General features: G+C 71.6%; 25 protein-coding genes and 1 pseudogene. 18 read left to right on the top strand and 8 right to left on the bottom strand.

Annotated features, from left to right (window positions below; all coding sequences use genetic code 11):
• Window positions 1-140: 140 nt before the first annotated feature.
• The 13 genes and pseudogenes from ACWGKQ_RS06075 to ACWGKQ_RS06015 all read left to right on the top strand — a co-directional run bounded on the left by ACWGKQ_RS06075 (window position 141) and on the right by ACWGKQ_RS06015 (window position 12,843).
• On the top strand, window positions 141-320 hold the full coding sequence (locus ACWGKQ_RS06075; protein WP_453290658.1) for a hypothetical protein: 180 nt from the start codon (window positions 141-143) through the stop codon (window positions 318-320).
• Window positions 321-342: 22 nt separating this feature from the next.
• Complete coding sequence (locus tag ACWGKQ_RS06070; RefSeq protein WP_453290657.1) at window positions 343-1,029, top strand: DUF2637 domain-containing protein; 687 nt, start codon at window positions 343-345, stop codon at window positions 1,027-1,029.
• Between the two features lie 205 nt (window positions 1,030-1,234).
• Entirely contained in the window at window positions 1,235-2,746 is a 1,512-nt protein-coding gene (locus tag ACWGKQ_RS06065; protein WP_453290656.1) for an aldehyde dehydrogenase family protein, read from the top strand.
• Window positions 2,747-2,812: 66 nt separating this feature from the next.
• The gene (locus ACWGKQ_RS06060; RefSeq protein ID WP_453290655.1) at window positions 2,813-4,363 is read left to right on the top strand and encodes a GMC family oxidoreductase; all 1,551 of its coding nucleotides are present in this window, start codon (window positions 2,813-2,815) and stop codon (window positions 4,361-4,363) included.
• Window positions 4,363-5,383: pseudogene (locus ACWGKQ_RS06055) on the top strand (quaternary amine ABC transporter ATP-binding protein); the annotation flags it as partial. The gene ACWGKQ_RS06060 and the pseudogene ACWGKQ_RS06055, both read left to right, overlap by 1 nt.
• Before the next feature lie 352 nt (window positions 5,384-5,735).
• A complete protein-coding gene (locus ACWGKQ_RS06050) occupies window positions 5,736-7,673 on the top strand; it encodes an ABC transporter permease (RefSeq protein WP_453290654.1) in 1,938 nt (645 codons plus the stop codon).
• Window positions 7,674-7,675: 2 nt separating this feature from the next.
• Window positions 7,676-8,626, top strand: a complete 951-nt coding sequence (locus tag ACWGKQ_RS06045) for an ABC transporter substrate-binding protein (protein ID WP_453290653.1) — start codon at window positions 7,676-7,678, stop codon at window positions 8,624-8,626.
• Between the two features lie 105 nt (window positions 8,627-8,731).
• Window positions 8,732-9,598 (top strand): tyrosinase family protein, encoded by an 867-nt coding sequence (locus ACWGKQ_RS06040; protein WP_453290652.1) that lies wholly within the window; start codon window positions 8,732-8,734, stop codon window positions 9,596-9,598.
• Window positions 9,599-9,721: 123 nt separating this feature from the next.
• A complete protein-coding gene (locus ACWGKQ_RS06035; protein WP_453290651.1) occupies window positions 9,722-11,134 on the top strand; it encodes a condensation domain-containing protein in 1,413 nt (470 codons plus the stop codon).
• Between the two features lie 152 nt (window positions 11,135-11,286).
• A complete protein-coding gene (locus ACWGKQ_RS06030; protein WP_453290650.1) occupies window positions 11,287-11,532 on the top strand; it encodes a hypothetical protein in 246 nt (81 codons plus the stop codon).
• 35 nt (window positions 11,533-11,567) lie between these two features.
• The gene (locus tag ACWGKQ_RS06025; protein WP_453290649.1) at window positions 11,568-11,942 is read left to right on the top strand and encodes a hypothetical protein; all 375 of its coding nucleotides are present in this window, start codon (window positions 11,568-11,570) and stop codon (window positions 11,940-11,942) included.
• Between the two features lie 131 nt (window positions 11,943-12,073).
• Window positions 12,074-12,334, top strand: coding sequence for a hypothetical protein (locus ACWGKQ_RS06020; protein WP_453290648.1), 261 nt, complete (start codon window positions 12,074-12,076; stop codon window positions 12,332-12,334).
• Window positions 12,335-12,498: 164 nt separating this feature from the next.
• Complete coding sequence (locus ACWGKQ_RS06015; RefSeq protein ID WP_453290647.1) at window positions 12,499-12,843, top strand: hypothetical protein; 345 nt, start codon at window positions 12,499-12,501, stop codon at window positions 12,841-12,843.
• A 67-nt stretch (window positions 12,844-12,910) separates the two neighbouring features.
• On the opposite strand, the gene ACWGKQ_RS06010 is transcribed toward ACWGKQ_RS06015, so the two are convergent.
• From ACWGKQ_RS06010 to ACWGKQ_RS06000, 3 genes are all read right to left on the bottom strand, one after another.
• Window positions 12,911-13,201, bottom strand: a complete 291-nt coding sequence (locus ACWGKQ_RS06010; RefSeq protein WP_093499533.1) for a hypothetical protein — start codon at window positions 13,199-13,201, stop codon at window positions 12,911-12,913.
• Window positions 13,202-13,429: 228 nt separating this feature from the next.
• Window positions 13,430-13,714, bottom strand: coding sequence for a hypothetical protein (locus ACWGKQ_RS06005; RefSeq protein ID WP_453290646.1), 285 nt, complete (start codon window positions 13,712-13,714; stop codon window positions 13,430-13,432).
• Window positions 13,715-13,919: 205 nt separating this feature from the next.
• Window positions 13,920-14,396, bottom strand: a complete 477-nt coding sequence (locus tag ACWGKQ_RS06000; RefSeq protein WP_453290645.1) for a hypothetical protein — start codon at window positions 14,394-14,396, stop codon at window positions 13,920-13,922.
• 465 nt (window positions 14,397-14,861) lie between these two features.
• Here ACWGKQ_RS06000 and ACWGKQ_RS05995 point away from each other — a divergent pair, with 465 nt between their 5' ends.
• From ACWGKQ_RS05995 to ACWGKQ_RS05985, 3 genes are all read left to right on the top strand, one after another.
• On the top strand, window positions 14,862-15,641 hold the full coding sequence (locus tag ACWGKQ_RS05995) for a hypothetical protein (protein WP_453290644.1): 780 nt from the start codon (window positions 14,862-14,864) through the stop codon (window positions 15,639-15,641).
• 72 nt (window positions 15,642-15,713) lie between these two features.
• Complete coding sequence (locus ACWGKQ_RS05990) at window positions 15,714-15,992, top strand: hypothetical protein (protein ID WP_453290643.1); 279 nt, start codon at window positions 15,714-15,716, stop codon at window positions 15,990-15,992.
• Between the two features lie 177 nt (window positions 15,993-16,169).
• Window positions 16,170-16,808 (top strand): chaplin, encoded by a 639-nt coding sequence (locus ACWGKQ_RS05985; RefSeq protein ID WP_453290642.1) that lies wholly within the window; start codon window positions 16,170-16,172, stop codon window positions 16,806-16,808.
• On the opposite strand, the gene ACWGKQ_RS05980 is transcribed toward ACWGKQ_RS05985, so the two are convergent.
• Both ACWGKQ_RS05980 and ACWGKQ_RS05975 read right to left on the bottom strand, forming a co-directional pair.
• On the bottom strand, window positions 16,805-17,515 hold the full coding sequence (locus tag ACWGKQ_RS05980) for an isocitrate lyase/PEP mutase family protein (RefSeq protein ID WP_453290641.1): 711 nt from the start codon (window positions 17,513-17,515) through the stop codon (window positions 16,805-16,807). The two genes, ACWGKQ_RS05985 and ACWGKQ_RS05980, sit on opposite strands and share 4 nt — an antisense overlap.
• Entirely contained in the window at window positions 17,512-18,009 is a 498-nt protein-coding gene (locus ACWGKQ_RS05975; RefSeq protein WP_453290640.1) for a carboxymuconolactone decarboxylase family protein, read from the bottom strand. The genes ACWGKQ_RS05980 and ACWGKQ_RS05975 overlap by 4 nt, the downstream gene beginning before the upstream one ends.
• 47 nt (window positions 18,010-18,056) lie before the next feature.
• On the opposite strand from ACWGKQ_RS05975, the gene pdxR reads away from it, so the two are divergent.
• Window positions 18,057-19,517 carry a MocR-like pyridoxine biosynthesis transcription factor PdxR gene (gene pdxR / locus ACWGKQ_RS05970; protein ID WP_453290639.1) on the top strand — a complete coding sequence of 487 codons (1,461 nt, stop codon included), beginning with the start codon at window positions 18,057-18,059 and terminating at the stop codon, window positions 19,515-19,517.
• A 52-nt stretch (window positions 19,518-19,569) separates the two neighbouring features.
• Window positions 19,570-20,055: a carboxymuconolactone decarboxylase family protein gene (locus tag ACWGKQ_RS05965; RefSeq protein ID WP_453290638.1), complete on the top strand. Its 486-nt coding sequence runs from the start codon at window positions 19,570-19,572 to the stop codon at window positions 20,053-20,055.
• 253 nt (window positions 20,056-20,308) lie between these two features.
• On the opposite strand, the gene ACWGKQ_RS05960 is transcribed toward ACWGKQ_RS05965, so the two are convergent.
• Genes ACWGKQ_RS05960 through ACWGKQ_RS05950 form a run of 3 tightly spaced genes read right to left on the bottom strand, consistent with a single transcriptional unit; the run spans window position 20,309 to window position 23,899 of the window.
• Window positions 20,309-21,148: an aminotransferase class IV gene (locus ACWGKQ_RS05960; protein ID WP_453290637.1), complete on the bottom strand. Its 840-nt coding sequence runs from the start codon at window positions 21,146-21,148 to the stop codon at window positions 20,309-20,311.
• A 25-nt stretch (window positions 21,149-21,173) separates the two neighbouring features.
• Window positions 21,174-22,343, bottom strand: a complete 1,170-nt coding sequence (locus ACWGKQ_RS05955) for an FAD-dependent monooxygenase (RefSeq protein WP_453290636.1) — start codon at window positions 22,341-22,343, stop codon at window positions 21,174-21,176.
• The gene (locus ACWGKQ_RS05950) at window positions 22,340-23,899 is read right to left on the bottom strand and encodes a class I adenylate-forming enzyme family protein (protein WP_453290763.1); all 1,560 of its coding nucleotides are present in this window, start codon (window positions 23,897-23,899) and stop codon (window positions 22,340-22,342) included. Before ACWGKQ_RS05950 ends, ACWGKQ_RS05955 begins: the two co-directional genes overlap by 4 nt.
• Between the last annotated feature and the right edge of the window lie 6 nt (window positions 23,900-23,905).

The raw sequence follows: 23,905 nt of genomic DNA, 5'->3' as shown, positions 1-23,905 counted from the left end.
CAATCACATCGTCGTTCGTTTGGTTTCGATATTCACGGAGTGTAATCTCCCGCGTATTCACAATTTCTTTTATAACTTCTCGTCCGGGTGACTGAATTCCCCCGAACGCTCCAAATCCCGCCCCGTGCGACGGTCGTTAGGTGACCGTGACGCGATTGGACTGGTGCGCAGTGGAAGATCATCCGACAACCGTGCTCCGCTGGCCAGGTGGTATGGATATCACCTCATGCTCGGACCTGCTCGATGATTTCCTGAAGAGAATCAATGCTATGGAAAACGAATATCGGCGGACCCTGGCGGATCTGTACGCGGCGTTCTGAGACAGGGTGCGGAGGTTAATCGATGGACGGGATTCAGCACGACTCGGGTCCGGGGCTCTACGACCACACCGGCTTCTATGATCATCCCGGTCTCTACGACCACGCCTGGGGTGTCCCGGAGCCGGACGTCGTGCAGAACGACTGGGACCCGGTCGAGGAGCTGGCGCAGATACTGTCCGCACCGACCGTGGCCGTGGCCCCCACCCTGGTGGACGTGCCGGCCCAGCGCCGGGGCAGCCGCCGGCGGGTCCGCCATGACTCCCACCTGCTCGACGGCGGCCGGAGCGTCACGCACATCACGCTCCTGATCGCGGCGGTCTCGCTGTGTGCCGTGGCCATGCTGGCCTGGTCCGTCTGCTACTCCTACGCGCAGCTGCGCGGCATCGCCTCCTCGGTGCTCCCCGGGGGGCTGGCGCGGTACTGGCCGCTGACGGTCTACGGCCCGTGGTTCGTGGCGGCCCTGTCCGTCCTGCGGGCCACCGCGCAGCGGCGGAGCGCGCGGCGGTCCTGGTGTGTCGTGCTGGCCGCCTCCGTGGTGGCCGTGGCCCTGTGCATCAGCCACTCCTCCCATGCGCTGTTGTCCTTAGTGATCTTCGGGATTCCGCCCGTCACCGCCCTGGTCTGCTTCTGGGAGCTCGTCGGCCAGATCTCGACCAGGGGCCGGCCCCGGCATGCCACGCCCGCCAAGCCGGCGAGTGCCACGCCCTGAACCCGGGGGGCGTACGACCCGCGCGGGCCGCCATCGCACCCCGTGAGCCATATGTTCCGTTCTGTCCGACTGTTCAGTGACGCGGCACACTTTCGGCCGACGATTGCGCATGCAATCCGATGCCGAGGGCAGGTGCTGGCGGTCCCCGAGTGTGGCCTGAAAGTCACCCAGGGGCACCGAACAGGAACGGAAGGCAATACCGATCATGGCGGACAGCACGGCACGAGCGACCATTCATGCCGGAGGCGAGTGGCTGGCAGCCGCCTCCGGCGCGACACGCGAGATCATCGACCCCGCGGACGGCCTGCCCTGCGCCGTGGTCGCCGAGGGCGACGAGAAGGACGCGGAGGCGGCGGTGGCCGCCGCCCGGCGTGCCTTCGACACCGGCGACTGGCCCCGGACCCCCGTCGCCGAGCGCGCCGCCCTGCTCCGCCGGGTGGCCGGCCTTCTTATACGCGACCGCGAACAGCTCGGGCTCCTGGAGAGCCGGGACGCGGGCAAGACCGTCGAGGAGGGCCGCGTCGACATCGACTGCGTCGCCGACGCCTTCCGCTACTTCGCCGACCTGGTGGCGGCGGAGGGCGCGGGCCGGGTGGTCGACGCGGGCTCCGCCGACGTCCACAGCGTCGTCGTCCACGAGCCGGTGGGCGTGTGCGCGCTGATCACGCCCTGGAACTACCCGCTCCTCCAGGCCAGCTGGAAGATCGCCCCGGCGCTCGCGGCCGGCAACACGTTCGTGGTCAAGCCGAGCGAGCTCACCCCGCTGACGACGATCGCGCTGATCGATCTGCTCGCCGAGGCCGGACTGCCCGCCGGGGCCGCGAACCTCGTCACCGGACCCGGCCACACCGTCGGCGCCCGCCTCGCCGAGCACCCCGACGTCGACCTGGTCTCCTTCACCGGCGGACTGGTCAGCGGCACCAAGGTCGCCCAGGCCGCCGCGCCCACCGTCAAGAAGGTCGCCCTCGAACTGGGCGGCAAGAACCCCAACGTCGTCTTCGCCGACGCCTGCGCCACGCCGGAAGGCTTCGACACGGCCGTCGACCAGGCTCTGAACGCGGCCTTCATCCACAGCGGCCAGGTCTGCTCGGCCGGCGCCCGGCTGATCGTCGAGGAGCCGGTCCGGGAGCGGTTCGTCGCCGAACTCGCCCGCCGGGCCGCCCGGATCCGGCTCGGCCGGGGCACCGCGGCCGGCGTCGAGTGCGGCCCGCTGGTCTCCGAGCAGCAGCGCGCCAAGGTCGAGGCGTACGTGGCGTCGGCGCTGGCGGAGGGCGCGGTGCTGCGCGCGGGCGGCAGGCGCCCCGAACCCTCCGCCGACCGCCCCGCCACCGGCTACTTCTACGAGCCCACCGTCCTCGACCAGTGCCACCGCGAGATGCGGGTTGTGCGCGAGGAGGTCTTCGGACCGGTCCTCACCGTCGAGACCTTCCGCACCGAGGACGAGGCGGTCGCCCTCGCCAACGACACCGATTACGGCCTGGCCGGGGCGGTGTGGAGCACGGATGCCGGGAAGGCCCGCCGGGTGGCGGGACGGCTGCGGCACGGCACGGTCTGGATCAACGACTACCACCCCTACCTCCCGCAGGCGGAGTGGGGCGGCTTCGGGAAGAGCGGGACCGGCCGCGAGCTGGGCCCCGCCGGGCTCGCCGAGTACCGCGAGACCAAGCACGTCTACCAGAACCTCGCGCCGCGGCCGGTGCGCTGGTTCGCCGGCTGAGCCCCCGCCGCCGCCCCTCCCGCCGCCTTCGCCCCCCCACGCACCAGGCTTTCTTGGAGTACCCCCATGCCCCACGCCGATGAGCACGTCCACGAGCACGTCCATGAGTACGACTACGTCGTCATAGGCGGTGGAACCGCCGGTTCCGTCATCGCCTCCCGGCTCACCGAGAACCCCGACGTCACGGTCGCCGTCATCGAGGGCGGCCCCAGCGACGTCGGCCGCGACGACGTCCTCACCCTGCGCCGCTGGATGGGGCTGCTCGGCGGCGAGCTGGACTACGACTACCCGACCACCGAACAGCCGCGCGGCAACTCCCACATCCGGCACAGCCGCGCCCGGGTGCTGGGCGGCTGCTCCAGCCACAACACCCTCATCGCCTTCAAGCCGCTGCCCTCCGACTGGGACGAGTGGGAGGAGGCGGGCGCCAAGGGCTGGGGCGCGGTGCCGATGGAGGCGTACTACGCCCGCCTCCTCAACAACATCGTCCCGGTCGACGAGAAGGACCGGAACGCCATCGCCCGCGACTTCGTCGACGCGGCCCAGGAGGCACTGGGCGTGCCGCGCGTGGAGGGCTTCAACCGACGGCCGTTCACCGAGGGCGTCGGCTTCTTCGACCTCGCCTACCACCCCGAGACCAACAAGCGCTCCAGCGCGTCGGTGGCCTACCTGCACCCGGTGCTGGACGAGCGCCCGAACCTGACGGTCCTGCTGGAGACCTGGGCGTACCGGCTGGAGCTGGCCGGCAGCCGCGCCGACGGCGTGCACGTGCGCACCAAGGACGGCGAGGAGCTGCTGATACGGGCCCGCGGCGAGGTCGTCCTGTGCGCCGGCGCCGTCGACTCCCCGCGTCTGCTGCTGCACTCGGGCATAGGCCCGGCAAAGGATCTCGAAGCCCTCGGCATCCCGGTCGCGCACGACCTCCCGGGCGTCGGCGAGAACCTCCTCGACCACCCCGAGTCGGTGATCGTCTGGGAGACGCACGGCCCGATCCCGGAGAACTCCGCGATGGACTCCGACGCGGGCCTGTTCGTCCACCGCGACCCCGAACACGCGGGCCCGGACCTGATGTTCCACTTCTACCAGGTGCCGTTCACGGACAACCCCGAGCGACTGGGCTACGAACGCCCCGCGCACGGCGTCTCGATGACCCCGAACATCCCCAAGCCGCGCAGCCGCGGCCGCCTCTACCTGACCAGCGCCGACCCGTCCGTGAAGCCCGCGCTCGACTTCCGGTACTTCACCGACGAGGACGACTACGACGGCCGCACCCTGGTCGACGGCATCCGGATCGCCCGCGAGATCGCGAGGACCGAGCCGCTGGCGGGCTGGCTGAAGCGCGAGGTGTGCCCAGGCCCGGAGATCCTCGGCGACGCCGAGCTGAGCGAGTACGCCCGCAAGGTCGCCCACACCGTCTACCACCCGGCGGGCACCTGCCGGATGGGCGCGGACGACGACGAACTGGCCGTCGTCGACCCGGAGTTGCGGATCCGGGGCCTGGACGGCATCCGGGTCGCCGACGCCTCCGTCTTCCCGGCCATGCCGGCCGTGAACCCGATGATCGGGGTGCTGATGGTCGGCGAGAAGGCCGTGGACCTGCTGAAGGGCGGTGCGTGATGAGTAGTACGACCCCTGTCTTCTCCGTCGACGGCCTGTGGAAGGTCTTCGGCCCCAAGGCCGACCGCGTCCCCGCGGACCCCGAACTGACCGTCCTGCCTCCGGCCGAACTCCGCGGCCGCACCGGCTGTACGGCCGCCGTCCGCGACGTCTCCTTCGACGTGCGCAAGGGCGAGGTCTTCGTGGTGATGGGCCTGTCCGGCTCCGGCAAGTCGACCCTGGTCCGCTGCCTGACCCGGCTCATCGAGCCGACGGCCGGCCGGATCGCCATCGACGGCGAGGACGTCCGCGCGATGGACAAGGGCCAGCTGAGGGAGCTGCGCCGGCACCGGACCGCGATGGTCTTCCAGCACTTCGGACTCCTCCCGCACCGGTCCGTCCTCGACAACGTGGCGTACGGGCTGGAGATCCAGGGCGTGAGCAGGTCGGAGCGGCGCGCGCGGGCCGCCGAGGTCGTCGCCAAGGTCGGCCTCGACGGCATGGAGCAGCGCCGTCCCGGCCAGCTGTCCGGCGGCCAGCGTCAACGCGTCGGCCTCGCCCGGGCGTTGACCGTCGACCCCGAGGTGCTCCTCTTCGACGAGCCGTTCAGCGCGCTCGACCCGCTGATCCGGCGGGACATGCAGGAGGAGGTGGTCCGCCTGCACCGCGAGGAGGGCCGCACGATGGTCTTCATCACCCACGACCTCTCCGAGGCGCTCAAACTCGGCGACCGCATCGCCCTGATGCGGGACGGCAGGGTGGTCCAGCTGGGCACCCCGGAGGAGATCGTCGGCTCCCCGGCCGACGACTACGTCCGCGAGTTCGTCCGGGACGTGCCGCGCGAGCAGGTACTGACGGTGCGCACGGCCATGCGGGCACCGGAGGGGGCCGAGGCGACCGGCCCGACGGTGGGCCCGGAGGCCACGGTCGCCGAGGCGATCGAGGTGGTGGCGGGGGCCGGCGTCCCGGCACGGGTCGTGGAGCACGACCGCTGCGTCGGCGTGATCGACGCCGACACGCTGCTCGGCGTCGTCGCGAAGGGGCATGCAGGCAGTCCTCCACCTCCGGCCGATGGCGGCCCGGTCGCGCAGCTCCCCGCGCCCCTGGGTGGGGACGCGCAGGCTTCGCTGGAAGGTCCCGCGGCTGCGGGCAGTGCTTCGTCTGCGGGTCGTGGTGGGCCGGTCGCGCAGTTCCCCGCGCCCCTGGGTGGGGATGCGCAGCGCCCGCAGGAAGGCACCCCAGCCGCCGATACCGACTCAGCCGCGGGTGCCGCCGAGACCGCCCCAGCCGCGGGCAGTCGTGCCGCTGGGGCGGCACGGGTGGGCGCGGCGGCACCCCGCGAGCGCGGGCAAGTGAGACCCCCCGCCCCGCGTACCAGCCCGGAGGACGTCTGATGGCAACGATCAGTGTCCCGACCCGTGGCCGAGCAGCGCTCCCCACCGGCCAAGCCGTCCGCAAGCTCCTCACCCTGGCCGTGGTCGCCGCCGTCCTCGTCCCCCTCGCCGACTCCCACTGGGCCGGCGCCGCCTGGCCCCACCACCTCACCGTCGACCTCGCCTCCCCCCTCTCCTCCGCCAGCAACTGGGTCATCGACAACCGCGACACCCACCCCCTCTTCCTCTACTTCTTCGGCTACATCAGCAACGCCGTGGTCCTCACCGTCCGCGCCGTCTATCTCACCCTGCTCGCCGCGGGCTGGCCCGGTGTCACCGTGTTCGCCGCCGCCGTCGCCCACCGCGTCGCGGGGACCAGGCTCGCCGCCGGTACGGCCGCCGCGTTCCTCGCCTGCGGTGCCCTCGGCATGTGGGTGCCGACGATGCAGACCCTCGCGCTGATGGTCGTAGCCGTGCTCGCGTCCGTCGCCGTGGGTTTCGTGCTCGGCCTCGGGGCCGGTCTGAGCGACCGGCTGCACCGCGCCCTGCGCCCGGTGCTCGACACCATGCAGGTGCTGCCCGCCTTCGCCTACCTCCTCCCCGTCGTCCTGGTCTTCGGCATCGGCGTCCCCGCGGCGGTCCTCGCCACCGTCGTCTACGCCGCCCCGCCCATGGCCCGGCTCACCGCCCTCGGCCTGCGCGGCGCCGACCCCGAGGTCCTGGAGGCCGTGGAGTCGCTCGGGGCCACCGGCACCCAGCGGCTGCTGACCGCCCGCCTCCCGCTCGCCCGCAAGGAACTCCTCCTCGGCCTCAACCAGACGATCATGATGGCGCTGTCGATGGCGGTCATCGCCTCCGTCATCGGCGCCGGCGGCCTCGGCGACCGCGTCTACCAGGCGCTCGCCTCGGTCGACGTCGGCGCGGCCCTCGCGGCCGGTATCCCGATCGTGCTCCTCGCCGTCGTCCTGGACCGCATCACCGCGGCGGCCGGGGAACGCGACGGCGACACCCGGCCGACCCCCGTCGGCCTCCTCTACGGCCTCGGCGCCACCGTCGCCGTCGCGGTCGCCGCCCGGCTCCTCGGCCGCCTCGACTGGCCCGCCGGCTGGACCCTGGACTTCGCCGAACCGGTCAACCGCGCCGTCGACTGGATGACCGCCCACCTCTACTCGGGCGTGCCGGTCGTCGGCGGTACGGCGGACTGGGCGGGGCACTTCACCACCTGGGTCCTCGACCCCCTCCGGGACGGGCTCCAGTGGCTGCCCTGGTGGTCGGTGCTGCTGATCGTCGCCGCTCTGGCCTGGCTGATCGGCACCTGGCGCACCGCGCTCACCGCCGTCCTCGCGATGGCCGCGATCGGCGTGCTCGGGGTGTGGGAGCCGTCCCTTGACACGCTGTCCCAGGTGCTCGCGGCCGTCGCCGTGACGCTCGTCCTCGGCTTCGCGACCGGCATCGCCGCCGCCCGCAGCGACCGCGTGGAGCGGGCCCTGCGGCCCGTCCTGGACGTCTTCCAGACCATGCCGCAGTTCGTGTACCTGATCCCGGTCGTCGCGTTGTTCGGCGTCGGCCGTGCGCCCGCCGTGGCCGCCGCCGTGGTCTACGCGCTGCCGGCCGTCGTACGGATCACCGCGCAGGGGCTGCGCCAGGTGGACCCGGCCGCCCTGGAGTCCGCGCGGTCGCTCGGCGCGACCGGGCGCCAGCAGCTGTTGCAGGTCCAACTCCCGCTCGCCCGGCCCGCGTTGCTGCTCGCCCTCAACCAGGGCGTGGTGCTGGTCCTCGCCGTCGTCATCATCGGCGGGCTGGTGGGCGGTGGCGCCCTCGGCTACGACGTCGCCTTCGGTCTCGCCCAGGGCGACCTGGCCACCGGGCTGGTCGCCGGCGCCGCCATCGTCTGCCTGGGGCTGATGCTCGACCGGGTCACCCAGCCCACCGAACGCCGTACGAGGAAGGGAGCGTGACCATGCGCCGTACGACACTCATCGCCGCCGCCTCCGTCCTCGTCCTCACCACCGGCTGCGGTGCCGCCGACATGACGAAGCAGGCCTCGCCGTTCGCCGACGCGCAGGGCGCCAAGACCGTGACCCTGTCCGTGCAGTCCTGGGTCGGCGCGCAGTCCAACGTCGCCGTCGCCCAGTACCTCCTGGAGCACAAGCTCGGCTACCGCGTCGACACCGTGCAGGTCGACGAGGTGCCCGCCTGGGACGCGCTCAGCCAGGGGCGCGTCGACGCGATCCTGGAGGACTGGGGACACCCGGACCAGGAGAAGCGGTACGTCGACGACAAGAAGACCATCAGCCGGGCGGGGGGCCTCGGGGTCACCGGGCACATCGGGTGGTTCGTGCCGACCTATCTCGTCAAGCAGCACCCGGACATCACGGACTGGAAGAACCTGAACAAGTACGCCTCCCTCTTCCGCACCGCGGAGAGCGGCGGCAAGGGTCAGCTCCTGGACGGCTCACCGTCGTACGTCACCAACGACAAGGCGCTGGTGGGCAACCTGAAGCTGGACTACCAGGTCGTCTTCGCCGGTTCCGAGGCCGCCCAGATCACCCAGATCAAGCAGTTCGCCAAGGAGAAGAAGCCCTTCCTCACCTACTGGTACGCGCCGCAGTGGCTGTTCAAGAAGGTGCCGATGACCGAAGTGCGGCTCCCCGCCTACAAGGAGGGCTGCGACGCCGACGCGGCCAAGGTCGCCTGCGCCTATCCGCACACCCCGCTGCAGAAGTACCTCAACACCGGCTTCGCGCACAGCGGCGGCAGGGCCGCGGCCTTCCTGAGGAAGTTCAAGTGGACGACCGAGGACCAGGACCAGGTCTCCCTGATGATCGCCGACCAGAAGCTGAGCCCCGAGGAGGCCGCGAAGAAGTGGGTGGACGGCCACCCCGACGTGTGGAAGCGCTGGCTGTCCTGAGCCGGCCGCCGAGCGTGGCGCTCCGTCACCGGTCCGGCCGTAGCGCGGTGACCCGAAGGTATGTCCGGCGGTTACCCCTTCGGCCGATGCCCGAGGGAGGCGCACGTGGTCTACAGGCGAAAGAACGTCAACAAGCTGACCCGAGCCGAGCGGCGCCGGTTCGTGGACGCTCTGCTGGAGGTCAAACGCCGCGGTGAGTACGACGAGTTCGTACGGATCCACATCGCGCACAACTCCGCCGACCGGGAACACCGGTTGCGCACGGCCCACATGGCGCCGTCCTTCCTGCCCTGGCACCGCCGGCTGCTGCTCGACCTGGAGCGGGCGCTGCGCAGGGTGGACGCGTCGGTGACGGTGCCGTACTGGGACTGGACCCGTGACCGGTCGCCGAACTCCCTGCCCTGGACCGATGATCTGCTCGGCGGCAACGGACGGCGCTCGGACCGGCAGGTGATGACGGGCCCGTTCGCCTACCGGGCGGGCCACTGGAAGATCACCGAGAACGTGACCGACGTGCACTACCTCACCCGCGATCTCGGCCGGGCCCGCGCCCCGATCCAGCTTCCGACCGGTCGCGACGTCGAGTCCGCGCTCGCCGACCCGGTCTACGACAGCTGGCCCTGGAACTCGACGGTCACCCGCGGGTACCGCAACAAGCTGGAGGGCTGGGGGAGCGGCCGGGGCAGCGTCTCCTGGCAGAACCACAACCGGGTCCACCACTGGGTCAGCGGGGTGATGGTCAGCGCCGCCTCCGTCAACGACCCGGTCTTCTGGCTGCATCACTCCTTCGTCGACCTGTTGTGGACCCGCTGGCAGCAACGGCACCCCGGACACACCTACCTTCCCGCCGAACCCCCCGGCGCGGGCGACCCGCAGCGCGGCCGGATCGTGGCCCGGCACGAGCAGTTGCCCCCGTGGGACGTCACGCCCGCCCAACTGGAGGACGTGAGCGGGATCTACGGATACGAGTGAGGCGGGGCGCTCTTCCGTTCGAGCTGTCACACATCCCGCTGAAATTGCGGCGACACAGCGATCATCGCGCGCGTACGGCCTCCCCTTGATGAAGCTGGTGTCTTCTGCGAAGGAGACGCCACCGTGCGAATTTCTGACATCCAGCGCTGCGAAATCCGGCCCGGACGGCTCGTCGAGTGGAGGTTCAGCCCGGTGACCATCGCGGCCGCGGCAGCGCTGCCACCGGATCCGAGGCCGCCGGCGTACATCCAGGAGTCGCACATCAGGACGGCCCGGTCGGTGCGGGAGGACGGGCTGTTCGTACCGACCTGGCTCGGCGCGGCGTTCGACCTGCCGGGCCGGGCCGATCTCGACGCGCTGGAACGGGCGTTGCGCGACTGGACGCTGCGTCACGAGACGCTGCGCAGCGGCTTCAGGTGGGCCGGTGACGACATGCAGCGGTTCACACTCGCCGAGGACGACGTGTCCCTGCACCGAGAGGTGGTCGGCGACTTCACCGACGCGGGGGCGCTGACCCGGTACCTGCAGGATCGGTTCGACGCCGCGGCGGACGCGCTCGGCTGGCCGAACCTCATCTACACGGCGGTCGTTCGCGAGGACTCCACCAGCGTGTACATGGCCTTCGACCACACCAACGTCGACGCCTACTCCATCCACCGGCTCCCCGAGGAGATCGGCGCCCTGTACACGGCGGCCGTCACGGGAAGGCCCGTCACCGGTCCGTCCGTGGGGAGTTACGTGGACTTCTGCGAGCAGGAACGGGCCAACGCGGACGGCATCGACGACACCCACGCGATCGTCGCGCGCTGGCGGGAGTTCATCGCGCGGTGCGGCGGCCGGCTTCCGGAGTTCCCCGTCGACCTCGGTCTGCAGCCCGGCGGAGCGCTGCCCACCCAGAAGCTGGTGTGCGAGCCGCTCGTCGACGCGGACGCCGCCGCCGCGTTCGAGGCGTACTGCCGCCCCTACGGCGGCAGTCTGGTGGGCATCCTGGCCGCGACCAGCCTGATCGTCCACGAGCTCGGCGGCCAGCCGGTCTACCGCACCGTCGTGCCGTTCCACACCCGGCTGAAGTCCGCGTGGTCGGACTCCGTGGGCTGGTACGTCGGCGGGGCGCCCATCGAGGTACCGGCGGCCCGGGACCTGGAGAGCGCGCTCGAGACGGTCCGTGCCGAACTGCGGGCCAACCGGTCGCTGGCGCGCATCCCGCTGGCCCGCGTACTGCGCCTGCTCGGCGCGGACTTCCGTCCGACCTCGCCCGACATGTACTCGATCATCTCGTACGTGGACGCCCGTCTCGTCTCGGGCGCGGCCGACTGGGCCGAGCAGAAGGCGTACGGGCTGCTCCGGGTGTCGTACGGCGACCAGGTGTGCGCCTGGGTCAACCGCCTGCACGAAGGACTGTGGTTCGCCTGCCGCTACCCGGACACCGACATCGCGTACAAGAACGTGCGGCGGTACGTCGAGCGGCTGCGGGACCTGATCCTCTCGGTGCCCGCACCGGATCGTCCGCGGGCCGTGGAGCTGGCGCTCTCCTGACCCAACTCGCCCCATCCATAAGGTGATTATCTGCTGCTATGTCACCCTCGGGGCGGATGTCCGTTGTGGAGCGCCTTGTCCAGCTACTGCTAGTGTTCAGCCAGTCACGCTAGGCAATCAATTCTCTGTATGAGCAAAGGACCGAGGGTTCCATGCGCAAGCTTCAGCAGGTCGTGATCGCAGCAGTGGCGGCCGCCGGCGGCCTGTCCGCCGTCGGCGCCTCTCCCGCGGTGGCCGACTCCTACGACAGTGGGCCGCAGGTGTCCAACCACTACCGCCCCTACCAGGAGTGCAGCCCGCAGACGGTGTCCGAGAACGACGTCCCGATCGGCGTGCTCGGCCTCGCCGACACCCTCGACACCAACTGCGGCCAGTACAACCAGGCTTTCACCGGCTGAGTCGGCGGGTGTCCTCACGAAGGAAAACGGATCACATGTTCAGCGCGAAGAAGATCGCGGCCGTCTCGGGACTCGTCGGCGGCATCGCGGTGGCCTGTGCCGGTCTCGCCCCGGTGTACGCCGCGGCGGGCCCGGGGAAGTGCACCGACGATCTCATGGGCAACCTCACCTGCACTCAGCGGATCAAGGGGGAGGTGCCCGAGGGTGGTGCACTGCCGCACCAGGAGACCTGCAAGCCGGTGCAGCCCGTGCAGCTGCCCGCCGTCCTGGGGCAGGGGACGGAGCGGCTCGGGCCCGAGGTGACCTGTTCCCCCGGGACCGTGGGAGTGGCGCCCGTGGAGAAGGGTGACGAGGTGGAGCCGTCCGGCCCGTTCGGTGTCATGGGCCGGATCCTTCCGGTCGGCGGGTAGCGCCAATACGGCAGACGGGGCTGAAGCGCAACTCGGCGGGTGTAGATCCTCGGTTAGCTACGGACTGTGTGTATATGCTCACATTAAGTAGTCGAGCCGGGCGGTTCCGCCTGGACCAGAAAGGGTCAATCATGCGTAAGTTTCAGCGCGTCGCACTCGTAGCGGCGACGGTTGCGGGGCTCTCCTTCCTCGGTGCCGGGGTCAGCTCCGCCGCCGGTGGCGAGGACGCGCCTCCGCAGATCACCGCCGTGGCCAACTCGACGGCCAACGCCCTCGCCGTCGGCGGTGGTTACTACGCCGCTCCGCAGGCCCAGCCGCAGGAGCAGCCTCAGGAGCAGGGGAACTCCGGCCCCGAGCAGGGCGGTTACGACCAGAACCAGGGTGGCGAGTAAAAACGCACCCCGCACGAACTCGGTACCCCGCACCGGCACCGCTTCGGTCCGTTCGCCGGTGTGCTGAGTGACAACCATGGCGAAGGCAGCCCGGACGCACCCCGACTCTGTCGAGGTATGCGTCCGGGCTGCTTTGCTTCGCCCTTCGCAGAGGAAGACGACTCATGTTCACTGCACGGAAGATCGCCACCGTCTCGGGGCTCGTCGGAAGTCTCGCCGCGCTCTGTGTCGGCGCCGGGCACGCGTACGCGGACCCGTCCCCGGGCGACTGCAGGACCACCGCACAGGGCGGCACGGTCTGCGTTCACAAGAGCGAGACGCGCATCGACAAGAACGGCACACACGTCCTCAAGCAGGCTCAGGACTGCTCGACCTCCGACCGTCCGCGTGTGCTGCTCCCGGACGACCAGGCGGCGGGTGAGGGGTCCACCAGCGCCGGAGAGGTCGTGGACTGCTCCAACAAGGCGGAGTTGCCCAAGGGCTTCAAGAGGCCGCACATCGAGTTCTGAGGCTGCGCAAACGAAAGTCCCCGGTTTCCCGGCCAATGGCCGGGAAACCGGGGACTTTCGTTGTGCCCTACTTGCCGAACGCGCTGTTGCTGCAGCCCATGCTCGAGCCCAGCGACGACTGCTGCGCACCCGAGTTGCCCTCGCCGTTCAGCAGGTTGCCGCCCAGGCCGTTGAGGATGCCGACCTCGCCGAGGATGTCGAGGTTCAGGTCGTGCGACTTACAGCTGCTGCTCTGCTGGATGTTGAACTCGTCGCCCTTCTTGCCCCAGCCCTGGTCGGCGTGGGCGGCGCCGGCGCCGAGGAGACCGAAGCTTCCGAATGCGGTGACGAGAACGGCGGCGGTGCGGAGCTTGTGCATGTCATCTCCGTGGAGTGGGGGTTGCGATCTGCGGGAAATCGCGATCTGTGTCATAAAGGCTGATACGAAATACCCGAGATATCCGTGCGACGCGCCGAATACCATTGCAATTCGCTGACTTGATGACCCGTAGACACACACGAATGGTCCCGGCGCCGGGCGCCGGGACCATTCACTGCCCGGCGCCGTGGCGTCGGGCGGGGCCTCGGAAGGCTGCTGTTACCGGCCTCAGAAGGCGCTGTTGTTGCAGCCCATCGTCGAACCGAGGTTGGTGGCCTGGGCGCCCGGGTTGCCCTCGCCGTTCAGGGCGCTGCCCAGCACGCCGTTGAGCAGGCCGACCTCGCCGAGGACGTCGAGGTTCAGGTCGTGCGACTTGCAGTGCGAGCTCTGGTTGATGTTGAACTTGTCGCCGTGCCCGTGGCCGTCGCCGCCGCCGGCGTAAGCCGTGCCACTGACGAGGCCGATGCTGCTGAGGGCGGCGACCAGGACGGCAGCGTTGCGAAGCTTGCGCATGTCATCTCCGTGGAGTGGGGGGTTGCGATCTGTGGAAGATCGACTTTTTACAGTTACGGGAGATTAGTACGTAATACGCCAAATTTGGCAGCGACGCGCTGTTCTCTCCGATGCACTGAAGAAACACCCGAAAAGTCGTATGCCCGTGGCTGGACCCGTCGGCCGTGCTCTCGAAAGGCCCGTGCCGGCCCGCGACTTCCGGCCGTCAGCCCTGGCGCTGCGCGCTGGCGAGGGCGTTCGACTGGCTGTTGGCCTGGGTGCAGTCGACTCCGCGGGTCTGGGAGGCCGCGAGCAGGGCGACCGGGACGTTCGCGTCGAGCAGGGACTGCGGGCTGCACTCCTGGTACGGACGGAACAGGTTGTTCTGCTCCACCGGGCCGCCCTGCGCCGACTGCGGGGCGGCCTGCGGCGAGATCTGGGGGCTGATCTGCGGGTTCAGCTGGGGGTTGAGCTGCGGGGCGACCTCGGTGCCGCGCTGCGGGGCCTGTTGCGGGGCCGGCGCGCCGTACGTCTGCGCGGTCGCCTGGGCGGAGGTGGCCGCGGCGGCCTGCGCGTCCGGCTGCGAAACCGGGGTCGGCCCGGTCCCGTAGGAGACGGGTGCGGCGGAGCTGGGCGCGGCGCCGACGGCGGTCAGGCCGCCGGCCGCAGCGACGATGAGCGCGACTTGCCGAAACTTGCGCATTGAATCCTCGGCTCTTCATTTGATCTGTGCAGGGAACCTGATGAAATGACTGATGAGGCAGCGCGGTTATCGCTTTGTCGCCGCCCCGGGGCGGCTGGAATGGACCTTCGCCCTCACTCCGTGGGGAACGAGAGGTGTGCGGACCCGGATACGGGCGCGATGTCGTGTCACCCGTTTGCCGAAAGGCATATGAGCGGCAACGCCCGTGTCGGTGACGGCATTTGGGTGACGCGACTCCGAATTCCCGTGACCGCGGCCGGGCAGTCCTCGTTCCGGTGGGGAGAGGGCGGCGGTCGAGGACCTGATGAGAATGAGGCGAATCGCTGCCGGCTCCGATGCGAAGTTCGCGTGCTGCTCAGGAGTACCGCTGCTGAAAGTGCAGTGTCATTGCCGCACCAACTGCACGCGCGACCGCACTGATCGCAATGGGCTTTGTCATCCAGGTATCGAAGGGCCGAGGGTTTCATGCGCAAGCTTCACAAGGCCGCGCTCGTTCTGGCAGCGGCTGGTGGTCTGTCCGCCATCGGCGCCGGCGTCAGCTATGCCGACGCTCCCGTCGGATACGGCGGTCCGGCTCCGGCGCCGGCTCCGGACCAGTCGTATCCCCAGGCCCCGCCCGCGGCACCTGCTCCGCAGCAGGCCCCCTACGCCGTCGGCCAGACCCAGGGCACGGCCCAGGCGACCGTCCCTGCCTACCCGCAGCAGCAGGCGGCGCCGCCGCAGTATCCGCAGCAGCAGTACGCCCCGCCGCCGCAGTACCCGCAGCAGGCTCCGCCGCAGCAGTACCCCCAGCAGACCGGTTACGCCGCCGCCTCGGCCTCGTCGCAGGGCTCGGCCCAGGCCACCACCGCTCCCTCGTACCCGCAGCAGCAGGCCGCGCCGCCGCAGTACCCGCAGCAGCAGTACGCCCAGCCGCAGGCCGCTCCCGCGTACCCGCCGCAGCAGTACGCCCCGCCGCAGCAGTACGCCCAGCCCCAGCCGCAGCCCGCCCCGCCGCAGGTCGTACCGCAGGTCATGCCTCAGGTCATGCCGCAGGTCGCCCCGCAGCTGGCCGTTCCCCAGGGCTACGCCCCGGAGGGCCCGACGCGCGTCACCCCGCAGGTGAACCCCCAGGTGAACCCGCAGGTGAACCCGCTCATCAACCCCGTACTCGGAGCGCCGGGCGTGCCCGGGCTCGCGCCGGTCGGCCTCGGCCAGGTCGCGGCTCCTCCCGTCGGCCAGCTGGGGCTTCCCCGCCTCGGCTGACGGCCTTCCGTCATCGTCCTCTTTCCGATCCATCCGTCGCGGATCCCCGTCCGCTCGACCAACGGAGAACCCATGCGCACGTTCCACAAGGCGGTCCTCGTGGGCGCCGCCGTCCTCGGCAGCGTCTGCTCGATCGGCGGCACCACCGCCTTCGCACACGGTGAGCCGGGGCACGACATCGACGTCACCCAGGGCACCGAGTGCCGCTCGCACGACATGAACATCGAGGTGCTCGGCAGCGTCGGCGCCCTCACCGGCCTGGCGGGCAACCTGCTGAACGGCGAAGGCAACCCGGGCGCGCAGCAGAACCACCTCGGCTCGGACATGGGCTGCAACAACCAGGCGCTCTGACCTGACAGGTCGGGACACGTCACGGGCCCCGGAACCGCCAGCCATGACCATCCGGGGCCCGGACCACGCACATTTCTCTCATCTCCCAGCGTTTCCCCGAGTCCGGGTCAGTGCCCGCGACGTGTCTGGAAGGGCAGGAACCCCATGAAACGGGTTACCCGAAACAGTGTGATCGCCATGGCCGTCGCCTCCGGCGCGATGGCAGTCGCGGGGACGGCTCACGCCGACTCCGCCGCGGACGGTTCCGCGAGCGGCTCGCCCGGAGTGGCATCCGGCAACACCGTCCAGCTGCCGGTGAACATCCCGGTGAACGTGTGCGGGAACACCGTGGACGTGGTCGGACTGCTCAACCCCGCGATGGGCAACAAGTGCTCCAACACGGGTCACGAGGCCGCGGGCAAGGCGGGCTCCCGGACGTCGGGCCGGGCCACGGCCGACGGCAGTGCCCACGACTCGCCGGGCATCCTCTCCGGCAACGACATCCAGATCCCGGTCGACGTGCCCCTGAACCTCAGCGGCAACAGCGCGAACCTGGTGGGTGTCCTCAACCCGGTCTTCGGCAACGAGTCCCACAACGGCTCGGACGACCAGCCCGACGCGCCGGACCCGTCCACGCCACGGGTTCACCAGCAGCCGCAGCACCCGGCCAAGGCCCACCCGCGGACCACCGTCGTACGGCAGCGGACGACCGACGCCCTCGCCCACACCGGAGCGGTGAGCCCCTGGGCGCCGGCCGCCGTGGGCCTGGCCTCGGTGGCGGCCGGCGCGGTGCTGTACCGGCGCTTCCGCCCCGGCAGCAGCGCGCCGTACGCCTAGTGCGGAACTGCCTGCAGTGACCGCAGGGCCAGCCGCAGCAGGCCCGGCCCGAACGTGATCCGGGTGGCCCCGAGTTCGCTGAGTCCGGCGGGCGAGGGGCCCTCGCCGTCCACCCGGGCGTACATGTTCAGCGGGCCCTCGACGCCCGCGCGCAGGAACGGGAGCACGGCGCTCGGGGCGTCGATCGGATAGACGCAGTCCGCACCCGCCGCCACGTACAACGCGGCCCGCTCGACCGCCTGTTCGGGATCGTCGATGCCGCGTTCGAAGGTGTCGACGCGGGCGTTCACGAACAGCCGGTCACCGGCGGCCGCGCGGACCTCGGCCAGCCATTCGGCGTGCTCGTGCGGGTCCTTGAGGACGCCCCCGCTGGAGTCCTCCAGGTTGCAGCCGACCACTCCTGCCGCCAGCAGGCGCTCGACCAGCTCCTTCGGCGCCAGCCCGTAGCCGTCCTCCACGTCCGCCGAGACGGGGACGTCCACGGCACGCGCGATCCGCGCGACCGCCTCGAACATCTCCGACGCCGGGGTCGACCCGTCCGGGTACCCGAGCGAGGCCGCCACCCCGGCGCTGGGCGTCGCCAGCGCCGGGAACCCGGCCGCCACCAGAGCGCGGGCGCTCGCCGCGTCCCACGGGCCGGGCAGGATCAGGGGGTCACCGGGCGGCCGCCCGTGGTGCAGCGCCCGGAAGACGTCGACCTTGCTCACCCGTGCTGCCCCGGCGTGTAGTGCCCGGGGACCATACGGGTCGTCACGGCGAACCGGTTCCAGGAGTTGATCACGATGATCGAGGCGATCAGCTGCGTCAGCTGCACCTCGTCGAAGTGCTTGGCGGCCCGCTCGTAGACCTCGTCCGGCACGAAGCCGTCGGTCAGCACGGTGATCGCCTCGGTCAGCTCGATCGCGGCGATCTCCTGCTCGGTGTAGAAGTGCTTCGACTCCTCCCACGCGCTGAGCTGAACGATCCGCTCGATGCTCTCGCCCGCCGCGAGCGCGTCCTTGCTGTGCATGTCGAGGCAGTACGCGCAGTGGTTGAGCTGCGAGGCGCGGATCTTCACCAGCTCGAACAGCTTGGCGTCCAGGCCCTTACGGGCGGCTCCGTCCAGCCGGACCATCGCCTTGTAGACCTCGGGCGCGAGCTGGGCCCAGGGGAGGCGGGGGGTGTGTTCGGGGGCGTACTCGGCGTTTTCCTGGTTGCTCATGACATCGACACTAGGTGTCAGGCAGCCCAGGCGTATGGTCCATTTCCATGGAGAAACCATGGGCCACTCAGCCCGCTCGGCGGCCCGCCCGGACTGCCCTGGGCATCGATCTCCACCTGGAGCCGACCGCCGGTCCGGGCCTGCGCCGGGGCCTGACCGACGCCCTGCGCGAGGCCGTGCGCAGCGGCCGGCTGCTCCCCGGCACCCGGCTGCCCTCCTCCCGCTCCCTCGCCGCCGACCTGGCCATCGCCCGCAACACCGTCGCCGACGCCTACGCCGACCTGGTCGCCGAGGGCTGGCTCACCGCCCGGCAGGGCTCCGGCACCCGGGTCGCGACCGGACTTCCCGCGGTCGCCGCCGGGCGGCGGACGGCGCCGGCCACCGACGGTACCGCAGCCCACCGGCCCGCCTACGACCTGCGCGCCGGCTTCCCCGACGTCTCCGCGTTCCCGCGCGCCGAGTGGCTCAGGGCCGCCCGCCGCGCCCTCACCGCCGCCCCCAACGAGGCCTTCGGCTACGGCGACCCCCGCGGCCGCCCCGAACTGCGCACCGCGCTCGCCGCCTACCTCGCCCGCGCCCGGGGCGTCCGCGCCGACCCCGAACGGATCGTGATCTGCGCCGGGTTCGCCCACGGCCTGAGCCTGCTCGGCCGGCTGCTGCGGGCCCGCGGGGCCGACACGGTCGCGGTCGAGTCGTACGGCCTCGACGAGCACTGGCAGTCGCTGACGGAGTCCGGTCTGCGCCAGGTCCCGCTGCCCTTCGACGACCTCGGCTCGGACACCGGGGCACTGGCCCGGGGACCGGCCGCCGTCCTGCTGACCCCCTCGCACCAGTTCCCGATGGGCGTGGCGCTGCACCACGACCGGCGGGCGGCCGTCGTGGACTGGGCGCGGCGCACCGGCGGCCTGGTCCTGGAGGACGACTACGACGGCGAGTTCCGCTACGACCGCCGGCCCGTCGGCGCCCTCCAGGGCCTCGCCCCCGACGAGGTGGTCTACCTGGGCACCGCCAGCAAGTCCCTGGCCCCCGGGCTGAGGCTGGCCTGGATGGTGCTGCCGCCGGCCGTGGCCCGGGAGGTGACCGCGGTCAAGGGCGGTGTGGACACCTGCGGGGCGCCGGACCAGCTGACGCTCGCCGAGTTCATCGCCTCCGGCGCCTACGACCGGCACGTCCGTGCCGCCCGCTCCCGCTACCGGCGGCGCCGGGACGCCCTGGTCCGGGCCCTCGCCGAACGCGCCCCGGCGATCCGGGTCACCGGCATCGCGGCGGGCCTGCACGTCGTGCTGGGGCTGCCGCCCGGCACCCAGCACCGGGTGATCCGGGCCGCCGCCGAACGCGGCCTCGCCGTCGAGGGACTCGTCCCGCGCCACCGCCACCCCGAGGCCGCCGTCGAGGCCCCGGACGCCCTCGTCCTCGGCTACGGCACCCCGCCCGACCACGCCTGGTCGGGGGCGCTGGACATCCTGTGCGCGGTGCTGTCAGGCCCGGCTGCGACCGGCGTCGCCTGAATTACCCGGCAACGGCCCCCGGAATTCAATTCCGGAGGCTAGAGTCTCTCCCATGAGCAATGGTGATCAGATTTCCCGCGTCGCCCTCAAGAAAATCACCCCCGACGTCTCCTCGGCGATGGGTTCCCTGCATGTCGCAGCCGTCACCGCGGCCCGGGACGCCAAGGTGGAGCCGGAAATCCTCGAACTGGTCAGAATCCGCGCCTCCCAGCTGAACGGCTGCGCGTTCTGCCTCGACATGCACACCAAGGACGCGCGTGCGCAGGGCGAGACCGAGCAGCGGATCTACGCCCTGAACGCCTGGCGGGAGACCCCCTTCTTCACCGAACGCGAGCGTGCCGCACTGGCGTTGACCGAGGCGGTCACCTTCGTCGCCGACGGCCGGGTGCCGGACGGCGTCTACGCCGAGGCCGCCGGGGTCTTCGACGAGGCGCAGGTCGCGGCGCTCGTGTGGGCGGCGACCGTCATCAATGCGTACAACCGGATCGCCATTGCCACTCGGATGGTTCCGGGGGCTTATCAGCCGACGCGGAATTAAGGGGCGGGCCGAAGAAAAGAAACCTCATATCCGGCCCGGCGGAATAATGCCGGGCCTGTTTTTTCGGCGTCGCATGGTCGTATTGTGACTGCGGGTCGGTGGGGGCTGGTCGCGCCCACGCGGAGGAGCCGCATATTAATGCAGTCCCGGGCCCCCTACGGGGGGGGGTTCAGGCCCCGCGTCCAAGGCCACCCGCCAATGGGCCCGCGCCACCGCCGACACCCACCCCCCCCCCACCCGGGGGAGCCGCATATTACTGCCGTCCCGCGCCCCTTTCGGGGCGCTGTTCAGCCGCCTCTTCCATGGCCTCCGGCAATGGCTCCGTCGCCTCGTCGTCCAGCCACGCCCGCCACTCCGGTGCCCGTACCGCCGGGCCGGCCTTCGCCGGGCCGCCCACCCAGCGGGTCACCGGTCTGATTCCGTGCAGGGCGTTCACCAGCCAGACCTCTCGGTCGGCCAGTTCCGGCAGGGTTCGTTCGCGGTGGGCGACGGGGATGCCGGTGCGTTCCGCGCGCTCCTGGATCAGGGCGACGGTCACCCCGGGCAGCAGCGGCAGCCGGGGTGGTGGCAGGCACAGGGTGTCGTCCTCCCACCAGAGCACGCTCGTGGTGGCCGCCTCGAGGACCGCCCCGGACGGCCCCACCAGCACCGCCTCCTGGGCCCCCGCCTCGACCGCGCGGGCGCGCAGCCGGGCCAGGGTGTCCAGGTCGGGTCCCTTGCGGCGGGGCACGGTGCGCGGATCGGGCCGGCCGACCGCCCAGACCTCGACGGCGGAGCCGAGCGGCGGCGCGTGCCGCAGCCGGAGCCGCACGTGGTGGGGCGTGAGCTCGACACGGGGGAACCACGCGCCGGTGCGGGGCAGCGCGGCCGTCATGTCCCGCCAGAACTCCAGCAGCCGGAACGCCGGCGGCCCGTCGCACTCGCCGCAGGACCGCACGAAGCGCTCCCGGTGCCGGTGCAGGCCGCGCACCCTGCCGTCCCGGACCAGCCAGGAGTCCGCGACCAGCAGCGGTTCGTCCGCGTCCGCGACGGGGCGCAGCCCGGCACGCGGCGACCACGTCAGCACGCCTTCCTTCACCGCCGGCTGTGTCATGGCCCCTCCCTTTCCGTCGCCGAGCTCAGTATTTCCGGCCCGCCAGCGCCGGTGAACCGCCCCGCGGCCCGTACGGCGCGTGCTCCAGCCAGGATCCGCAGGACGGCAGGACCGGCGCCAGCGCCGCCGCCGCGCGCTGGCGCAGCCGTACGATCCGGCGCCGGGGCCGCAGATGCTCCAGGGCGGCCCCGGCCGCCTCGCTGTTGAAGAGCGCCGCGGACCGCCGTACCGCCGCGAAGTCCGCCACCGCGCCGGTGGCGATCGCCTCCGCCGCGGCCGCCGCATCCGCGATCCCGCTGTTCATGCCCCGTGCCCCGAACGGCGGGAAGAGGTGCGCGGCCTCCCCGACGAGCAGCACCCGCCGGTGCGGGTCGGTGAAGCAGGCCGCGACCTTGCGCAGGAAGCGGTACGTCGACACCCACAGGATCCGGTCTGCGTATTCCTCGCCCACCACCCCGGGCAGCCAGCGGCGGACGGCCTCCTCGGTGCCGTACTTCGCCACCGGGTCGTGGGCGTGGCACTGGAGGTCCACCTGGAAGCCTCCGGTGAACGGCACCCGCATGACACTGCGGCCGCCGACGCCCGGGTGCTCGTAGTGGAAGACCCGTTCCAGGGGCAGTTCGGCGTCCGGCCGGTCCGCCACGTCGACGACCACGTGGAAGCCCTCGCCGTGCGTGCCCTCCATGGGGATGCCGAGCCCGGCCCGGACGGCGGACCGCGCGCCGTCCGCCGCGATCACGTACCCGCACGTCAGCTCCCGGCCGTCCGCGCAGCTCAGCGACGTGTCCGAGGCGGTGGTGCGGACACCGATCACGCGCGCGTTCCACACCGACTCCACGCCCGCCGCCGCGCAGGCGTCCCGCAGGAAGCGTTCGGTGTCCACCTGGCGCAGGCTGGTGAAGGGCGGCCGGCCGGACGGGGGCGGGAAGGTGCGGGAGTACACCTCCCGCCCCCGGTACAGGGTCCGCCTGGTGTGCCAGGTCCGGCCGTACGAGGTGATCTCGGCGGCCAGCCCCGGGCGCATCGCGTCGAGCAGCGCGAGGGTCTCGCGGTGCACGAACAGGGCGCGGCTGCCCGGCCGTTCGCGGTCCTCGGGGTCGGCCTCCAGGAGGAGCACCGGCAGTCCGTGCGCGCGCAGCGCGAGCGCCGCCGACAGGCCCACCGGACCGGCGCCGACCACGACGACCGGGGTCATGCGCGCACCCCCTCCGCCAGCATCCGGGTGATCTCCACCCGCTTCACCTTCCAGGTCGCGGTCATCGGCAGCTCCTCGAACCGCCACTGCCGGGGCTCGGCCATCGCGGGCAGGTCGGCGGTCGCCGCCCGCCAGCGTTCCGGGTCCAGCGGCCGGTCCCCGCGCACGCACACCACCGGGACCGGCTCCCGGTCCGCGCCCGGCACGATGACCACCTCACGCAGCTCCTCCAGCCGGTCCATCAGGGTGTCCTCGACCTCCAGGTTGCTGTGCACGGAGTCGATCCGGTCGATCTCCCGGTCGGTCAGGTACAGCGCGCCCAGCCGGCTCCGGTAGCCCAGGTCGCCCATCTGCCACCACTCGCCGTCCAGCTGTCGCTCGTACTGCTCGCGGGCGCCGAGGTAGGTGAGGATGCGGCCCCGGGTGCGGGCCTCGATCCGGCCGGGGGTGCCGGGCGCGGCGGGCAGGCCGTCGGGGCCGGTGACACGGACGCTCGTGAAGCCCGGGATGCCGATGCCGACCCGCCGCCCGTCCGCGCGGGCCGCGCTCCGGCGCGTGAACCACTGGAAGGCGACCGGCCCGGTCTCGCTCTGCCCGTACAGCTGGAGCAGCCACGGGCTGCGGCGCCTCGACGCGTCGAGCAGCCGTCGTACGGTGCGCGGATGGATGGCGTCGAACGTCGAGCCGTACGACCTGACGCGCGACAGCGGGGCGCCGGGCGCGTCGGCCAGCTCCTCCCACAGCACGAAGGTGTTGGGGTGGGTCTCGACGATGCCGGGGCGGTGCCGGGCCAGCATCGGGCCGACCCTCGCCGGGTCGGGGTCGGTGATCAGCAGCAGCGGGCTGCCGTAGTGCAGCAGGACGCCGAGCAGGTGGTAGAAGCGGGAGTGCACGAAGGACATGTGCAGGGCCGCGACCTCGCCGCGGGTGGGCCAGCCCATCGCCTGCTGCGGGACCAGCCGGTTCCACATGGTCTGCGGGCAGTGCACGGCGAGTTTGGGGACGCCGGTGGTGCCGGAGCTGTGGGTGATCAGGGCGGGTTCGCGCGGGTGCAGCCGGATCGGCGCCGGGACCTCGGCGCCGCTGTGCTCCGCGAGCGAGACCACGCCGGGCACGCTGTCCACGGTGAGGGTCTGCCGGACCAGGCCCCTGACCTCCAGGCCGGCCAGTTTCGCCCCGTCCGTGACCAGCCACGGCCGCCGGAGCCGGGCGAGCAGCTCGCCGACCACCTCGCCGGCCAGCGCGGGGGAGAGCAGTACGGGCACCGCGCCGATCCGGGAGACCGCGCAGGTCAGCAGCACGATGTCGACGTTGTCGGTCTTGTGCACGACGACCTGCTCGGCGGGCCGCACCCCGGCCGCCCACAGCCGCGCCGACAACTCCTCGACCGCGTCGGCCAGTTCCGGATAGCTCAGGCGGACCCCGAGGTCCGGGTGGGTGCCCAGGGGCCGGTCCAGGGTGACGAACACCCCGCCGTGCCGGTCGGCCGCCCGCCGGAACAGCGGGCCCAGATAGAACCCGCGGTCACCTATGAGGGACACCTGCGACTCCTGCATGGGGAC

Source organism: Streptomyces sp. NPDC054770 (genome assembly GCF_053611985.1).
The sequence above is the reverse complement of the archived record's forward strand: the minus strand, read 5'-3'. Positions and strand labels throughout refer to the sequence as shown.

What these genes read in the sequence shown, in the direction of transcription:
- ACWGKQ_RS06070 (WP_453290657.1), top strand. Translation starts at nt 343, where the DNA reads ATGGACGGGATTCAGCACGACTCGGGTCCGGGGCTCTACGACCACACC.
- ACWGKQ_RS06065 (WP_453290656.1), top strand. Translation starts at nt 1,235, where the DNA reads ATGGCGGACAGCACGGCACGAGCGACCATTCATGCCGGAGGCGAGTGG.
- ACWGKQ_RS06060 (WP_453290655.1), top strand. Translation starts at nt 2,813, where the DNA reads ATGCCCCACGCCGATGAGCACGTCCACGAGCACGTCCATGAGTACGAC.
- ACWGKQ_RS06050 (WP_453290654.1), top strand. Translation starts at nt 5,736, where the DNA reads ATGGCAACGATCAGTGTCCCGACCCGTGGCCGAGCAGCGCTCCCCACC.
- ACWGKQ_RS06045 (WP_453290653.1), top strand. Translation starts at nt 7,676, where the DNA reads ATGCGCCGTACGACACTCATCGCCGCCGCCTCCGTCCTCGTCCTCACC.
- ACWGKQ_RS06030 (WP_453290650.1), top strand. Translation starts at nt 11,287, where the DNA reads ATGCGCAAGCTTCAGCAGGTCGTGATCGCAGCAGTGGCGGCCGCCGGC.
- ACWGKQ_RS06025 (WP_453290649.1), top strand. Translation starts at nt 11,568, where the DNA reads ATGTTCAGCGCGAAGAAGATCGCGGCCGTCTCGGGACTCGTCGGCGGC.
- ACWGKQ_RS06020 (WP_453290648.1), top strand. Translation starts at nt 12,074, where the DNA reads ATGCGTAAGTTTCAGCGCGTCGCACTCGTAGCGGCGACGGTTGCGGGG.
- ACWGKQ_RS06015 (WP_453290647.1), top strand. Translation starts at nt 12,499, where the DNA reads ATGTTCACTGCACGGAAGATCGCCACCGTCTCGGGGCTCGTCGGAAGT.
- ACWGKQ_RS06010 (WP_093499533.1), bottom strand. Translation starts at nt 13,201, where the DNA reads ATGCACAAGCTCCGCACCGCCGCCGTTCTCGTCACCGCATTCGGAAGC.
- ACWGKQ_RS06005 (WP_453290646.1), bottom strand. Translation starts at nt 13,714, where the DNA reads ATGCGCAAGCTTCGCAACGCTGCCGTCCTGGTCGCCGCCCTCAGCAGC.
- ACWGKQ_RS06000 (WP_453290645.1), bottom strand. Translation starts at nt 14,396, where the DNA reads ATGCGCAAGTTTCGGCAAGTCGCGCTCATCGTCGCTGCGGCCGGCGGC.
- ACWGKQ_RS05995 (WP_453290644.1), top strand. Translation starts at nt 14,862, where the DNA reads ATGCGCAAGCTTCACAAGGCCGCGCTCGTTCTGGCAGCGGCTGGTGGT.
- ACWGKQ_RS05990 (WP_453290643.1), top strand. Translation starts at nt 15,714, where the DNA reads ATGCGCACGTTCCACAAGGCGGTCCTCGTGGGCGCCGCCGTCCTCGGC.
- ACWGKQ_RS05985 (WP_453290642.1), top strand. Translation starts at nt 16,170, where the DNA reads ATGGCCGTCGCCTCCGGCGCGATGGCAGTCGCGGGGACGGCTCACGCC.
- ACWGKQ_RS05975 (WP_453290640.1), bottom strand. Translation starts at nt 18,009, where the DNA reads ATGAGCAACCAGGAAAACGCCGAGTACGCCCCCGAACACACCCCCCGC.
- pdxR (WP_453290639.1), top strand. Translation starts at nt 18,057, where the DNA reads ATGGAGAAACCATGGGCCACTCAGCCCGCTCGGCGGCCCGCCCGGACT.
- ACWGKQ_RS05965 (WP_453290638.1), top strand. Translation starts at nt 19,570, where the DNA reads ATGAGCAATGGTGATCAGATTTCCCGCGTCGCCCTCAAGAAAATCACC.
- ACWGKQ_RS05960 (WP_453290637.1), bottom strand. Translation starts at nt 21,148, where the DNA reads ATGACACAGCCGGCGGTGAAGGAAGGCGTGCTGACGTGGTCGCCGCGT.
- ACWGKQ_RS05955 (WP_453290636.1), bottom strand. Translation starts at nt 22,343, where the DNA reads ATGACCCCGGTCGTCGTGGTCGGCGCCGGTCCGGTGGGCCTGTCGGCG.
- ACWGKQ_RS05950 (WP_453290763.1), bottom strand. Translation starts at nt 23,899, where the DNA reads ATGCAGGAGTCGCAGGTGTCCCTCATAGGTGACCGCGGGTTCTATCTG.